The sequence below is a fragment of the Nostoc sp. genome (assembly GCF_036917465.1).
GTDB lineage: Bacteria > Cyanobacteriota > Cyanobacteriia > Cyanobacteriales > Nostocaceae > Nostoc.
Window position 1 is genome coordinate 19,630 of sequence record NZ_JBALDL010000098.1, and the last position, 13,748, is coordinate 33,377.

14 protein-coding genes and 1 pseudogene are annotated in these 13,748 nt (G+C 41.6%); 7 read left to right on the plus strand and 8 right to left on the minus strand.

Features of this window, described 5'->3' with window-relative positions:
• Positions 1-68 precede the first annotated feature (68 nt).
• Positions 69-899 (plus strand): fasciclin domain-containing protein, encoded by an 831-nt coding sequence (locus tag V7K38_RS26895; protein ID WP_334862375.1) that lies wholly within the window; start codon positions 69-71, stop codon positions 897-899.
• 128 nt (positions 900-1,027) lie between these two features.
• Here the strand turns inward: V7K38_RS26895 and V7K38_RS26900 are convergent, their stop codons facing one another.
• Positions 1,028-1,933 carry a polysaccharide deacetylase family protein gene (locus V7K38_RS26900; protein ID WP_334862377.1) on the minus strand — a complete coding sequence of 302 codons (906 nt, stop codon included), beginning with the start codon at positions 1,931-1,933 and terminating at the stop codon, positions 1,028-1,030.
• Positions 1,934-2,390: 457 nt separating this feature from the next.
• Between V7K38_RS26900 and V7K38_RS26905 the strand changes: the two genes are divergently transcribed.
• Complete coding sequence (locus V7K38_RS26905; RefSeq protein WP_442940809.1) at positions 2,391-2,534, plus strand: metallothionein; 144 nt, start codon at positions 2,391-2,393, stop codon at positions 2,532-2,534.
• Positions 2,531-2,686 (plus strand): hypothetical protein, encoded by a 156-nt coding sequence (locus V7K38_RS26910; protein ID WP_334862379.1) that lies wholly within the window; start codon positions 2,531-2,533, stop codon positions 2,684-2,686. Before V7K38_RS26905 ends, V7K38_RS26910 begins: the two co-directional genes overlap by 4 nt.
• Before the next feature lie 65 nt (positions 2,687-2,751).
• On the opposite strand, the gene hemL is transcribed toward V7K38_RS26910, so the two are convergent.
• Positions 2,752-4,050, minus strand: a complete 1,299-nt coding sequence (gene hemL, locus V7K38_RS26915) for a glutamate-1-semialdehyde 2,1-aminomutase (RefSeq protein WP_334862381.1) — start codon at positions 4,048-4,050, stop codon at positions 2,752-2,754.
• Positions 4,051-4,155: 105 nt separating this feature from the next.
• On the opposite strand from hemL, the gene V7K38_RS26920 reads away from it, so the two are divergent.
• Both V7K38_RS26920 and hisIE read left to right on the plus strand, forming a co-directional pair.
• Positions 4,156-4,350: a ChaB family protein gene (locus V7K38_RS26920; protein ID WP_334862382.1), complete on the plus strand. Its 195-nt coding sequence runs from the start codon at positions 4,156-4,158 to the stop codon at positions 4,348-4,350.
• A gap of 94 nt (positions 4,351-4,444) precedes the next feature.
• Positions 4,445-5,095, plus strand: coding sequence for a bifunctional phosphoribosyl-AMP cyclohydrolase/phosphoribosyl-ATP diphosphatase HisIE (hisIE, locus tag V7K38_RS26925; protein WP_334862384.1), 651 nt, complete (start codon positions 4,445-4,447; stop codon positions 5,093-5,095).
• Between the two features lie 8 nt (positions 5,096-5,103).
• Here the strand turns inward: hisIE and V7K38_RS26930 are convergent, their stop codons facing one another.
• Positions 5,104-6,387, minus strand: coding sequence for an MDR family MFS transporter (locus V7K38_RS26930; RefSeq protein ID WP_334862386.1), 1,284 nt, complete (start codon positions 6,385-6,387; stop codon positions 5,104-5,106).
• Positions 6,388-6,872: 485 nt separating this feature from the next.
• On the opposite strand from V7K38_RS26930, the pseudogene V7K38_RS26935 reads away from it, so the two are divergent.
• A pseudogene (locus V7K38_RS26935) lies at positions 6,873-7,064 on the plus strand (DUF2811 domain-containing protein); the annotation flags it as partial.
• 784 nt (positions 7,065-7,848) lie between these two features.
• On the opposite strand, the gene V7K38_RS26940 reads toward V7K38_RS26935, so the two are convergent.
• Both V7K38_RS26940 and V7K38_RS26945 read right to left on the minus strand, forming a co-directional pair.
• Positions 7,849-8,568 carry a response regulator transcription factor gene (locus V7K38_RS26940; protein ID WP_334862388.1) on the minus strand — a complete coding sequence of 240 codons (720 nt, stop codon included), beginning with the start codon at positions 8,566-8,568 and terminating at the stop codon, positions 7,849-7,851.
• Positions 8,569-8,889: 321 nt separating this feature from the next.
• Positions 8,890-9,186, minus strand: a complete 297-nt coding sequence (locus V7K38_RS26945) for a hypothetical protein (RefSeq protein WP_334862390.1) — start codon at positions 9,184-9,186, stop codon at positions 8,890-8,892.
• 459 nt (positions 9,187-9,645) lie between these two features.
• On the opposite strand from V7K38_RS26945, the gene V7K38_RS26950 reads away from it, so the two are divergent.
• Positions 9,646-10,272, plus strand: coding sequence for a CPP1-like family protein (locus tag V7K38_RS26950; RefSeq protein WP_334862392.1), 627 nt, complete (start codon positions 9,646-9,648; stop codon positions 10,270-10,272).
• 146 nt (positions 10,273-10,418) lie between these two features.
• Here V7K38_RS26950 and V7K38_RS26955 read toward each other — a convergent pair whose 3' ends face one another.
• The 3 genes from V7K38_RS26955 to V7K38_RS26965 all read right to left on the minus strand — a co-directional run bounded on the left by V7K38_RS26955 (position 10,419) and on the right by V7K38_RS26965 (position 13,738).
• A complete protein-coding gene (locus tag V7K38_RS26955; RefSeq protein ID WP_334862394.1) occupies positions 10,419-11,111 on the minus strand; it encodes an HAD family hydrolase in 693 nt (230 codons plus the stop codon).
• 739 nt (positions 11,112-11,850) lie between these two features.
• The gene (gene hppD / locus V7K38_RS26960; protein WP_334862396.1) at positions 11,851-12,927 is read right to left on the minus strand and encodes a 4-hydroxyphenylpyruvate dioxygenase; all 1,077 of its coding nucleotides are present in this window, start codon (positions 12,925-12,927) and stop codon (positions 11,851-11,853) included.
• A gap of 106 nt (positions 12,928-13,033) precedes the next feature.
• Positions 13,034-13,738: an SDR family oxidoreductase gene (locus tag V7K38_RS26965; RefSeq protein WP_334862398.1), complete on the minus strand. Its 705-nt coding sequence runs from the start codon at positions 13,736-13,738 to the stop codon at positions 13,034-13,036.
• Between the last annotated feature and the right edge of the window lie 10 nt (positions 13,739-13,748).

Here is a 13,748-nt window from a genome sequence, read left to right on the forward strand (position 1 = left end):
ACATTTTGTGCATAACAAAATGTTATAAATCTTTATGTAATGTGTGAACAAAAAGACAAACAAAATTTATGAAGACAAATAACAGCAAATTGCTAACCACCTTAGCAGGCATAGCAGGATTCACTAGTTTAAGCCTTCTCATTACTTTACCATCTGAAGCTAAAGAGATACTAAATCCTAACCCCAGTATTTTCAACGAAGCTCCCTACAACAAAGGTCAACGCCTGCAAGTAAACGCTCAATACACACCTACTCAGGCTGCTTCTGAAATAGAAAAGGGCAATACCAAGCGCAAACAAGTAGCGCAGAAAGGTAGTGTGACAAATCCCAGACCAAGTATTTTCAGCGAACCTCCTTATAACCGTGGTGGTAGCGCTACACCTAGTGAGCCAACACTACCCACACCACGTACAACCCCCGAAACTCAACCTAGTGAGACACCTACTCCGACTCCAGCACGGCCAGGGGCAAGCAGCAATCAAGGTAAAAACTTGTTAGCATTGGCAGAGTCAAACGCTTCTTTTAAAACCTTAACCAAGGCTTTGAAAGCAGCAGGGTTGACAGGAGCTTTGCAAGGCAAAGATAACTTAACTATTTTTGCACCCACTGATGCAGCTTTTGCTAAGTTGCCACCAGATGCTTTGAAAGAATTGTTAAACCCAGCCAACAAAGAAGTATTGCTCAAGATTCTAACTTACCATGTAGTACCTGGGAAAGTATTGTCCACTGATTTGAAGTCTGGTGAAGTTAAAAGCCTTGAAGGTGGCGTAATCAACGTTAAGGTTGATCCCGCTACTGGTGTAACTGTCAATGATGCTAAAGTGACACAAGCAGATATCACAGGTAGCAACGGTGTGATCCATGCAATCGATCAGGTAATTTTGCCTCCTGACTTGTAGCTTGTAGGTATTAGTACAATCGGTAACAGAATTAGCTCGGCATAAAGTATTAATACATAAAAATTCCGTTCAATGTTAGTTTTGGACGGTTTTTTTGTAATAACAGCGAGTTAAATTGGCAACCCCATCTAATGGTTTTGCTTTTGATTTGCAATCAGCTTTTGGTCTTTATCTTGCATTTCTAAAAGTTCAGGGATAGTAACAAAGCTATAGCCCTGTTTGCGAAAGTTGGCAATAATTTCTGGTAAAGCTTGTACAGTTTTAGAACGATTACCACCACCATCATGCATCAGCACAATCCCACCTGGTTTGGCTTTTCTGAACACATTATTAATTAACTTTGGTACAGCAGGACGCGAGTAATCTACAGAGTCAGATGACCAGAGGATGATGGCATATTTGCTATTTCTAGCGTAATCAGCCACCCCATTGTGCATGATTCCCCCTGGTGGTCGAAACAGATTTGTTTTAATCCCTGTCACTTGATAAATTAGGTTTGCTGTGTGGTCAATTTCATAAGCAGCTGCTTGTGGATTCATGAATTGATACCAATGATGCCAAGTATGATTACCAATTACGTGACCTTCAGCAATCTCCCGCTTGAGTAAGTCTGGGTAATTCTTCACATTCTGCCCAATGACAAAAAATGTCCCTTTGATTTGATTTTGTTTGAGAATATCAAGTACTTGGGCAGTGCTTTCAGGCCATGGCCCATCATCAAAGGTGAGAGCAATTACTTTATGTTGGGGAGTCAGTTTTGCCGCGTCAACTATTGCTCCTTGAAAGCTTGATGGCACACCATAGGACAGACCCTTTGTTTGTGCTTGTTGCTGCCAAATTTTAAGCATCGTTGCTTTTAATTCTTCAATCTGTTGTTGAGTTCCAACCTTGGCTGGTGGATTACTTACATTTATATTTTCTGTACTTTGGGCCTCAGATGATCTTGACTTGATAAGCATCATCGTGGTGGTACTCAAGACAAGCAACGCTATTAATATTTTTTGCACACCAAAAAATGACTTATTATCCTCCACTTCATAGCTCCTTCAAGGGTAGAACCATTTTTTTCACAATACTTCTGGCCGTTTTTTATCCTCTTGCAAGCATTGTCATGCAAACTACAGCATGATTGGTATATCTTTTAAAGTTAGCTCCAACCCTGACTCCGAAAAAATGCCTTACCCTACGAATAATCTAAATATTTATAAATAAAACTTTCACCAGGAAGGTGCGAGCCTTCTTGTGACTTAGCTTTTGTAGACGATGAGGTATGAGGAGAATTTAGAGAACTATAAAAGGCAATTAATTTCGCCTTGTTAACATGAATATACTTAATGTAGTTTAAATATTGCATATCGCATTGACGAAGCCATTGCAAAATTATGACGAAGATGTGACCTTCCTTGAGTGATGAAGGCACAGGGCATATCTGTATTATTATTAGAGTAATCTCAACAAAAAATGGAGAGAGTTATGACAACTGTAACCCAAATGAAATGCGCCTGTTCAACTTGCCTGTGTATCGTTTCAGTTGAGGATGCTATTAAAGAGGACAGCAAATACTATTGCTCTCAAGGTTGTGCTGAAGGTCACAAAACTATCAAAGGCTGTAGTCACACTGGCTGTGGCTGTTGAGTAATGCTGAGTTACCGAAATTTAGATTGCGATGTGGCTCTCACTGCCTAACCCTTCTGGAAGAACAGTTAGGCAGTGAGATAGAATATCAGCGACCGAAGTTCCGACGATCGCAAGCTGAAACTCCCACTTCTAGCGATCGCACACAGTAGTGATATAATTCCCAGTGAGCAAGGCTGTAGGCATTCTCTTTACTGAGTACTCAGAACTCTTTTGGTCATAGACTAGACATTACATCTCGTGCAACTGCTAAAGTTTGGTCAATGTCTTCTTCAGTGTGAGCAAAAGACGTAAACCCAGCTTCAAATTGAGAGGGTGCTAAGTAAATACCACGTTCTAACATACCCCGATGGAAGCGTCCGAACTTAGCTGTATCAGACTTTTTCGCATCTTCATAGTTATGAACTGGGCCAGAGGTAAAGAATAAGCCAAACATGGCGCTGATTTGACCGCCGCAAGCCGCATGACCAGTTTCTTTAGCAATTTGCAGCAAACCATCTGCAAGCTTTTTAGTAATCCGCTCAAGATAATCGTAAGTACCTGGCTTTTGTAGCAATTCTAAAGTCTTAATCCCAGCAGTCATCGCTAAAGGATTACCAGAAAGAGTCCCAGCTTGATATACGGGGCCAGCAGGGGCAACCATTGACATAATATCTCGGCGACCGCCATAAGCTCCTACTGGCAAACCACCACCAATCACTTTACCCAAGGTTGTTAAATCGGGAGTCACGCCAAATTTTTCTTGAGCGCCACCGTAAGCAATACGGAAGCCTGTCATCACTTCGTCAAATACTAATAAGGCTCCATGCTCGTGAGTTAGTTCGCGTAATCCTTCTAGAAAACCCGCGTCAGGGGCAATAAATCCAGCATTACCAACAACTGGCTCAAGAATAACACCGGCAATCTCGTCGCGGTTTTCTTCAAACAACGCTTTGACGGATTCTAGGTCATTGTAAGGTGCGGTTAGAGTAGTGCCAGTTGCCGCTTTCGGAACTCCTGGTGAGTCTGGTAAGCCAAGTGTGGCAACACCAGAACCTGCCTTCACTAGAAATGCATCAGCGTGTCCGTGGTAACAACCTTCAAATTTGATGATTTTGTCTCGGTTGGTGAAAGCCCGCATCAGCCGCAAAACTCCCATACAGGCTTCAGTTCCAGAGTTAACAAATCTGACCATTTCGATACTAGGAACGGCATCGATGACCATTTCTGCCAAAACATTTTCTAGCGAGGAGGGAGCGCCAAAACTGGTACCTTTTTCTAAAGCTTCATGTAATGCTGCAATTACTTCTGGATGAGCATGACCACAAATAGCTGGCCCCCAAGTGCCTACATAGTCTATATATTGGTTCCCATCTACATCCCAAATATATGCGCCTTTAACACGATCAAAAACGATGGGTTGTCCGCCCACAGATTTAAAGGCACGAACTGGAGAACTGACTCCTCCGGGCATGAGATTTTGAGCGGCAGCGAAGACTTCTTGTGATTTTGTTGTTTTAATTGTGGTATTTACCAAGGTTCTCTCCTAACAGTGGGCAATAAAAAGCTCTATCTTAGGATAGTGTCAAAAAGTGCTTAGAATTTCTATCCTATATAAATAGCTGAACCAAAAAATAATAATATGTTATATAAGTCGAATAAAGACTTGCCTTTAGATATTCAAACTCGATTATCTGAAGCATACCAGGATCTTTACCGAGCAGCTTTTAACTCGGCCATCCATTGGTATGGTGAGGCATCAAAAGCTCACAAAGTTGCATTAAGTGCTGTAAAGATGCAGTCTGCTATGGAGCGGAATGTTCTTGTTTCGAGCTAGAGAAGATAGTGAAATTCAAAAAACATATCAGTTGCTCTATTCAGAATGGTATCGTGAATTCATGAATTATTCTGATTAGAGCAAACTAGCTGGTATGTCTTCTAACGATTCGCGATCGCTGCATTACGCCATCCCTGTTGAAAAAATTCGCTACGATGAACGGGGTTTAGTACCTACAATTGTCCAAGATTATTTGGATGGTACTGTCCTGATGATGGCGTGGATGAATCAGGAGTCGTTACAAAAAACTTTGGAAACTGAAGAAACTTGGTTTTGGAGTCGTTCCCGGCAAGAGTTATGGCATAAGGGGGCGACTTCTGGACATATTCAAAAAGTGCAGAGTATCCGTTATGACTGTGATAGTGATGCGTTGCTCATAGGGGTAGAGCAATTAGGAGATGTTGCTTGCCATACTGGAGAGCGCAGTTGCTTTCACCAAATAGAAGGAAATATTGTCCCACCACCAGGGGATACATTGTCGCAATTATTTCAAATAATATGCGATCGCCGCGATAATCCTACTGAAAGTTCTTATACCTGTAAGCTATTCGCAGGTGGTGATAATAAAATTTTGAAAAAGATCGGTGAGGAAACCGCCGAGGTGGTGATGGCTTTTAAGGATGATGAAGCAGATGCGATCGCAGGTGAAGTGGCTGATTTGCTATATCATACTTTGGTTGCCTTAGCTCACCATAAGGTTGATTTGAAAGCGGTATATCGGAAGTTGCAAGAACGTCGTCAATAGAGTTAGCCCTACTCAGGCAAAATCCGATTCAGATACTGTAAAATTACTAAGACAATCAGCACACTCAAGGGAAATCCTAGCCAGTAACTATCTGTAATAACTCGCGGTTGGTCTAATGCCCATCCACCCAAGGGATGACCAATAAAAGACCCAACAGACCAGCAGACAGCGTTGACGGAGAAATAAACGCCGCGTTGATTTTCGGGGGCTAACTCAGTAACTAAAGAGGCGGCTGATGGGGTATAAGAAACAATTGCAACTGCAAATACTCCCAATGCCAATGCTACCCAAACTAAATTATCAGATGGGGCAGTGCCGCTTACCCAAATGAGTCCAAAACCAACTGCCCACAGAATGGCAGAAAAGGTAAGCGCGAGTGTGTGAGAACAGCGTTTTAAGGCAATGGTAACAGGTAACTGAAAAATGATAGCTAGCACCAGATGCCAAGCAAATAGAACGCTAATGGTAGTTTGAGCAAATCCTTCGGTAGTACTTTTGATAACAAAGTTTTTGAAGTAAAGCGGCAGGGTGCTGTGGATTTGAGAAATATAGATTGTGAAGAATATATTAACTGCTATGTAGACCAGGAAACGGCGATGTCTGGCAACAAGCCGCTTTGCGTCTACGCTTAATACTGCCATCCAAGAAGCAAAATGTTCTATCTTTTCAGGTTCCTCTATCTGTGGTTGTTCGTTTCGACTAATTCCCACATAAACAACCCCAAAAAATACTAAAAAAGAGATGGCGTCAATGACAAATAGCCATCGATAACTCCCAATTACCGCGATCAAAAACCCAGCAATCACAATTCCGATCGCTAACCCAAGATTATCAGCTAGTCGAGCTAATGCAAAAGTTTCGCGGCGATTGTCAATTTGGCTAGCGTCAGCAATAACAGCTTCAGCTGCCGGCCAATAGAAACCTATCCCTAAACTGCTAATCAAGCTACCAACTACCAAAATAGTAAAATTATTGGTTGCAGCTAAAACTAGAGAACCAATTGCTGAAATCGCCGTCGCTAGCAACAAAGTGCGGCGGCGACCCCAGCGTTCAGAATCAGCCAAAGAACCACCTACAATCCTCCCCACAATGCCGGAAATCGAGGCGCTACCCAAGGCTACCCCAACACTGGTTGCAGATAAACCAACTTCATTCACAAAAAAAATGGGGGCGTAAAACAGGGTACAGCCAGTGCCAACTTCCGAGAGAAATCTACCTATTGAGAAAATCCAGACTTGGGGATGTATTGAGGGCAGCCACGATGCTAGCTGAGATTGAGAAGCTAATTTCATGAGTTTAGATGTCATGGTTTGGCGACATTTTTGTAATTCTTATCATTGGCTGCTATTTTTCTCACTCATTCCACAGGGTTTCCACAGGGATTTTAACAGTTTTCCACAGGTTCACTACGAGCTAATAGGCTTCTTACCCTCTGACTGGGGATTGTTAATTAACAGTGCTAAGGAACTTTAAGGACTGAGTTTTTATAAAGTAAAGTAACGAAAAACAGACTCAAATGCCTATTATTCGTTCGTATTTATTTTTTATACAATCATTTTTAACATTTCGCAGCATTGACAAACCCACCCCCTCTTGGCGCACAATGATTCGGCTTGCTCTTGTAGTTCGTTCAACCGCTAGTATCAAATGTGTAAAATATATTACCTAAAATGTAAGCGTAGATTGTCGGACTGACAAAAGAGTGGTGAGGAAGCCAATTGGCGCTTTACCGCAAGCAACTTGTCCCTTTTGATTATCCTCATAGGAGGAAAATCTCATGAAATCAACGGTTAGCATCTTTACAGAAATTCCCGAAACACTCCACGAATCCTTAAAACACTACTTAGAAACCCATCCCGATTGGGATGAAAATAGGGTATTGACGGCGGCACTATCATTGTTTTTACTCCAAAATGGGGATAGCGATCGCCGTGCTGCCCGAGTCTATCTGGAAACTTTGTTCCACCACTCCACAGTAGAAACGCCCAGTATCGATTCACCCGCAACAGCTAATCTATTAGATACCCCATAGGTACGGGCGTTATTCTGGCTTATTCCAAATATGGACATGTTTTACAGCACTCCATCAATGGGATTTTGATCTAAAGCGATCGAGCATATCGGGGCAATACCATACCAATTAAAATAATATTTGCGACATATAAATTATTCGTAAGGGCATAACAATATTTTGCCCCTACTTATCTGTCGCATTATTTTTTTAACTTGGTATTAAGTAAGTAGGCGAGAATAAATCAAACTAGATTAAGTAATGTAAAAAATATTGAGATTAGTTTGTAGTTAGGGCTACCCTACGGGAACGCTGCACGAACAGCCCTCATTTGAGGATTAAAGTCCTTACTGCAAACCTTTAATTATTTACGCCGCTCTTACAACAAAAAAGATCAGTTGACTCCCAAGACGGTTCGGTTAAGGTTATTTGATGAAAATATATAGATCCTAAAGATGCGATAAATCGCAGTCAGGACGAAGGACTGATTATTGTAAAGGCGGCGATTTATCGCGTCTCTTGCCTTAACCGAACAGTATTGAGTCGACTCCGATCTAGAAATTACGCAAAACTACACAAAGTAGGGGCAATTCATGAATTGCCCCTACTTTGTGTGCGTATTTTTTTACATTAGTGTCAACTTAGAACCTGAGCAAAGGTCATTTGCAGCTACACAAACAAAGCTCAGGTCACTATGCTCAGAGAAAACAATATCTCAAATAATTGCCTAGACTATAAAAACTCAGGACTTGGCTTCCACCTGTTGGGGGTGAGCAGGAGATTCAAACTTATAGCCTACGCCACGTACAGTTTGAATTAATGCTGGCTGACTAGCATCAATTTCAATTTTTTTGCGAATTTGACCAATATGTACATCTACAACCCGTTGATCGCCGACATATTCATAGTCCCACACCTCTTGGATTAGTTCTGCCCGCCGCCAAACTCGACCTGGATGACTTGCTAAAAAATGCAACAAGTCAAATTCCAGAGCAGTTAAGGGTACTGCTTGGTTATTAAGTGCTACCTCCCGTCGTACCGGATCAATCATCAGTTTTTCAAATACCAAGCGTTTCTGCTCGGCAGTTGTTATTACTCGCTGCCGTCTCAAAATCGCTCCAACTCTGACTTCTAGCTCTCCCAACCCAAAAGGCTTGGTGAGATAGTCGTCAGCACCTTTAGCAAAACCGCGAATTTTGTCAGCTTCATCAGCACGACTAGTCAACATCAGAACAAAAACACCATTACGACTTTGCATCTCTTGGCAAAGGTTAAACCCCGTTACATCTGGTAGATTCACATCTAGAATCACCAAATCAGGGTTAAATTGCTCAAATAGAGCTAAGGCTGTCTTTCCGTCTTCGGCAGCCTCCACCTGATAGTTCTGCTTAATCAAAAAGCGTTGGATTAAATTCCGAACCGCAGGGTCGTCGTCAACTACAAGAATCTTGGCAGGAGCCATGACCATTACTTTGCACAAAAATTCGTAAGATTAACAAGAGAGTTGCGTAAAAACGCAGTTGCCACCTTGGGACTAACTAAGAATCTACATGGCTAATGTATGAGAATCCCGATCGCTCAAAAGTAAATACTGACTGTAATCAGGATTGTGGGTAATGAGAAGGCGAAACTTCTGTTAGCCACAGTATATAAGCGTTCTGACTTTAGCCGCAAGAGTTCTTGACACCAAAACACCTTCTCGATCCTAGTTAGGTGGCAACTTAAAACGTTTCAATTTGAAATCGATATGCGGATATATACCACAAGCGATTATTCAGTATAATTAAAAAAACTCTATTAGGGCACAGTAAGTTGCCAAATTGGAAGCAGTAAACTTGATTTTTTCATAAAAACTATGAATTTTAGGTACTCTCCGTTCAAATTCTAGATTAAAGCCAGAATTAGGCAACGACATGAGGGTATACACGGAGTTATAGCGATATGTTAAAGTAACTATAGTTAAAACTACCAAAATAATGGGTCTAAAGCCCAGCCGTTCTAGGGCGGCTTTTGGTATACTAGCAATGGTGGAAAAAGTAATCAACCACACTAAAAACCTTGCTGCCGAAAGGCGAAGCACTGCACCTTGAAAATTGAATCTATGCGGTTCTACTGCATTTTTCTAGACTCCACCTCGCAGTAGGTAAAAGATTCAGAGGAGCTAGGTAAACAGTATTTTGAAGCATTTTTGTTTCAAATCCAAAAAATAACTTGGAGAAATCCTTCCTTAGGTAGGGCATACCCGTTCGCGTAGCGTGCCGTTAGGCATAGTCGCTTGGGGAGAGTCCCACCTCTGGGCTAGACACTGCAAGGTATCTAGTTTTAGTGGCCTCGGAGAACCAAGAATCCTCTCTTCGAGACGCGAACGCGAACGCGCCTTTAGGACGAGGAGTGTCAAAAAGTCAATCAAACTAACCCGTGCTACTATCCTGGTAGGGGATAAAATAAATCGAGACTTTAGTTTCGATTAAAAAAAACCTAAAGCTGTTTTTTTTCGACAAAAGACTGCCGCTGACTGAGGCTGAAGTAACAAACTCCCATGAGCGATCAAAATCCCTACGAAAAACTTGGGGTATCAGAAGAGGCTAGCTTTGATGAAATTCAGGATGCTCGTAATCGCCTATTCGAGCAACATATTGGCGATGCCAAGCATTTAGAAGTAATTGAAGCCGCTTACGATGCGATTTTAATGGATCGCTTACGGATGCGCCAGGAAGGTAAAATTAAAGTCCCTGAACGTATCCGGTTTCCAGAGTTGCGAGTGCAATCACCTCCTAAAGAAAGTCCAACGCCTCGTGAGCAGTCACCTGCATGGCTGCAACGGATGCTGGATCAGCCAACACCTGCGGATATACTTTTACCAGGAGCTTGGTTTCTGGGTTTGAGTTCTATCAGCTTGTTTTACCCAGAGGGAGGCCAGCAGGTTTTGCAGTTAGCATTGGTGGTTGGGGTAGGCACCAGTATTTACTTCCTTAATCGCAAGGAAGGCAAATTTGGCCGAGCAGTTTTGTTTACCCTGATAAGTTTAATCATTGGCTTAATCGCTGGGGGACTAGTTGCTGGCTGGCTCTTACCACAAATATCATTCATCACTCTGGGAACGAATCAGTTCTCTACTGTCGTAACGTTTATATTGTTGTGGTTGGTTAGTAGTTTTCTACGGTAAACCCCTACATGTAAGCAAATTTCTATAAAGAATACATGGTTTATGTGTGTTCTTCTCAAATAATGGAGTCAGGAGTCAGAATAACTATTATGACTCCTGCTTTAATTTGTACGATTAATTCAATCTGTTACAGCTACAAAGCCTTTCTAGACAAGGTGTTTAGGTTTTAAGACTAAATCTACAGCAGCGCTGAAATCCTTAACGATTAAGTCGGGGTGGTAAAGTTCTAATTGGGTGCGATCGCGGATACCACATTCCACAGCCATCACCTTAATACTATAATTTTTAGCAGCAGTGATATCGGCTTCCGTATCTCCCACCATCCAAGTATCAGTAGCCGGGGGCAGTTCTTTTAATGCCCTAGCCATTAACAAAGGCTTATCTTCAATATCACGAGTTTTAACGTAGTCGTTACTCAGGCAATAACAACGATTTTCCGGGAAAAATCTCCCTAAATCGTGTTTTTTAAAAGCATAATCTAGTTCCCGAACTCGGCGCATAGTCATAACTGCTAAATCAATTCCAGCTTGTTGAATTTTTAACAGTGCATCCACAGCACCAGGCGCGAGAGTGTCATAGTTGAAATAAGCTTCTGTATGCACAGTTTGCCGCCGCAGCTGGGCGAATTCTTGAGCTTGGGCTTCGTCTAACCCTGAATTTAAGGCAATTTGTTTTTCAGGAACGCGCGATCGCTTTAACTGCCAAAATTCCGCTTTCGGAAGTTCTTGCACTACTTGGTTTGGGTGACAGGTTTTCTCCAAGCAGAATTGATAAACACGGTAGTATCGTTCCGAAACGTCAATAATTGGGCCGTCGAAGTCAGTAATCAGTCTTAGCATCGGCGGAAAATGTTAATTTTTATTAAAATTATCTCAGATGTTTGGCTATTTTTATACGAACAATCTGCACTATTAAGTTTAGCTAGGCTTTTTTTTGTAAAAGTAAAAGGTATTAAAGTAATCAATCGCTTCTTTAGGAGAATAATTATAATCAGATTCTTTTATCCAGTCATGAAATTTATTAGCTTCTCCCTTCAAAACTTCAAAGTAATGAATTCTTACTGCTACTCTGAATACCGTTTCATGGTGGTAAAAATCATCGTCATGTATTTTTAGATTTTTTTCATAGTAGCTGTTTATAGCTTTTACTGCTGAATTATCTGTATGATAAAAGTATCTTTTGAGATACTAAATAACTATTTGAAATAAGCGCACAGTGTCTTCATCAGTCTGGAATGAGAAATTAATCATCCAATACTCCCGTTAAATAAGTCTGCTGCTTGCTGTGTATGAATACTTGTTTGAATTATTCCAGTACGATCTAAAACTTATGGGTAGACAAAATATCATGAAATGGCTACAGAATAAAAATTGTAGCAATTCATGGTAAAACAAAAAGAGCCTTTATTGGTAACAAGCTAGATTACCGGAATTTTACGAAACACACCTCAGATGGGAACTTGGACGCGCCGAATATTTAGTACTAAAAGGATGTTTTAAAAGTCAAAGCGGGTCAATAATTAAGATTAGTAACTTTGAAAACATACCTCACTAGATCGGGAACCGCTACATCAGAATTTTATTGCAAAGTACCGCGTTTGATTTGTTCGCTTTCAATGGCTTCAAATAAGGCGCGAAAGTTACCTTCGCCAAAACCTTTAGCTTGGAAACGGCGCTCAATAAACTCAAAGAAAAATGTCGGCTGTTCAAATATTGGCTGGGTAAAAATTTGTAGTAATAAGGGCGCGGCATTTCCTCCCTCTAAAGGAGTATGTTCTTGCCAGTCTATGAGAATTTCTTGTTGGGCGATCGCCTCAATTTCTAAAAGTGATAAAGGCAATCCTGGACGCTGTTTGAGTTGAGTGTAATAGGTTTGAGGAACTGAGAGTAAAGATAAACCACTGGCACGAAATTTAGCGATCGCACTCACCAGATTAGTCGTCCGCAAGGCAATATGTTGAATTCCTGGCCCCCGATTGACATCTAAAAATTCCTGAATTTGAGAATTTTTGGAAGCTGGTTCATTAATTGGCAATTGGACGCTGCCGTTGTGCGAAACCATAACCTGGCTGTGTAAAGCAGAACGATTGGTTTTAATTTTAAATGCTTGCTGGGGCTGAAAATCTAAGATATTTTCGTACCAAGCGACGGCATTTTCCAATTCACCAACTGCCACGTTTAACACTACGTGATCTATGGCAGTAATACTGTTGTCATTTGTCGTTTGTCCTTTGTCAAAAACCAATGACGGATGATTACTGGCAAATGACCTTTCTATCAACGTATGAGTCAATCCACCCCAGGCGGCAATTTTGCCACATTTGAGAAGTGTCGTACCTATTTGACGTTCCTGGGTGGGTTGTAGGATTGTAGCACCGTGTTTTTGAGCAAGTGCGATCGCAGCTTCTACATCTTCTACAGCAAAAGCGACATCTGCTACACCAGGGGGATAGTTACGTAAAAACTCCGCAACTGGACTTGTGGGCAACAGTGGTGAAGATAGAAAAAAGCAAACAGCACCACTTTTAACCACTTCTGTACAAGTGTGAAATGAATTGCTGCGATCGGCTACTGATTGAAAACCAAGATGGTGTACAAACCAATCCCGCCACATTTTGGCATCTTCTACATAGAAATGAACGTGAGCAATTTTCATAGATACTCAAAATCCAGCATAACAGTTTATATATCTGTAAATCTTGCCTTTTTTGCTAGATTTTCACGTCCTTCCTAAGCAAGAATTATCTAGGCGCACTCCCCCTTTAAAAGAACAAATGACTATCAGGTTGAATGTTAATTTCCATTGGCACAGCTTGCGGTTCGGCAGAAAGGGCAAAGAAAATCGCATTGGCAGCAGTTTCAGGACTGAGCATTTTTTTCCGGTCTACTTTTAGGTTGACATTATCCCAGAAAGGAGAATCTACCCCACCAAAGTAGAATAGCGTGAACTTGATACCAAAACGCTTGAGTTCTTCTGCCATGCACTTGCTAAAACCGACAACACCAAACTTAGAAGCAGAATAAGCTGCTGCCATCCCCATCGAATGCTTGCCCAGAATTCCTACCACATTACAGATGTGACCAGATTTGCGCTTTTGCATCTCTTCAGCAGCCGCCTGAGTGGTATAAAAGCTACCTTTTAAGTTGACATCTAGCATCTTATCTAAATCAGCCGGTTCCAAGCTGTTGTAAGGCTTGAGTATACCGACACCTGCTGCATTCACTAAAATATCGATTTGACCAAACGCCGCGATGGTCTTTTCTATCAAAGTATCTACCTGTTGGGGGTCAGTAATATCAGTGGGAACAGTCAAAACTTCCCCTGGTAAATCAGCAGCCAGTGTTGTTAAACCAACAGCATCTCTCGCAGCCAATACCAACCGGACTCCGGTAGACGCAAGTTTGCGTGTTAAAGCTGAACCAATACCACCAGTAGCACCGACAATAACGACAACTTTATCCTGCATTCCAATATTT

Excerpts from the sequence above, each read along its gene's own strand:
- V7K38_RS26895 (WP_334862375.1), top strand. The coding sequence starts at position 69 with ATGAAGACAAATAACAGCAAATTGCTAACCACCTTAGCAGGCATAGCA.
- V7K38_RS26905 (WP_442940809.1), top strand. The coding sequence starts at position 2,391 with ATGAAATGCGCCTGTTCAACTTGCCTGTGTATCGTTTCAGTTGAGGAT.
- V7K38_RS26920 (WP_334862382.1), top strand. The coding sequence starts at position 4,156 with ATGTTATATAAGTCGAATAAAGACTTGCCTTTAGATATTCAAACTCGA.
- hisIE (WP_334862384.1), top strand. The coding sequence starts at position 4,445 with ATGTCTTCTAACGATTCGCGATCGCTGCATTACGCCATCCCTGTTGAA.
- V7K38_RS26930 (WP_334862386.1), bottom strand. The coding sequence starts at position 6,387 with ATGAAATTAGCTTCTCAATCTCAGCTAGCATCGTGGCTGCCCTCAATA.
- V7K38_RS26940 (WP_334862388.1), bottom strand. The coding sequence starts at position 8,568 with ATGGCTCCTGCCAAGATTCTTGTAGTTGACGACGACCCTGCGGTTCGG.
- V7K38_RS26950 (WP_334862392.1), top strand. The coding sequence starts at position 9,646 with ATGAGCGATCAAAATCCCTACGAAAAACTTGGGGTATCAGAAGAGGCT.
- V7K38_RS26955 (WP_334862394.1), bottom strand. The coding sequence starts at position 11,111 with ATGCTAAGACTGATTACTGACTTCGACGGCCCAATTATTGACGTTTCG.
- hppD (WP_334862396.1), bottom strand. The coding sequence starts at position 12,927 with ATGAAAATTGCTCACGTTCATTTCTATGTAGAAGATGCCAAAATGTGG.
- V7K38_RS26965 (WP_334862398.1), bottom strand. The coding sequence starts at position 13,738 with ATGCAGGATAAAGTTGTCGTTATTGTCGGTGCTACTGGTGGTATTGGT.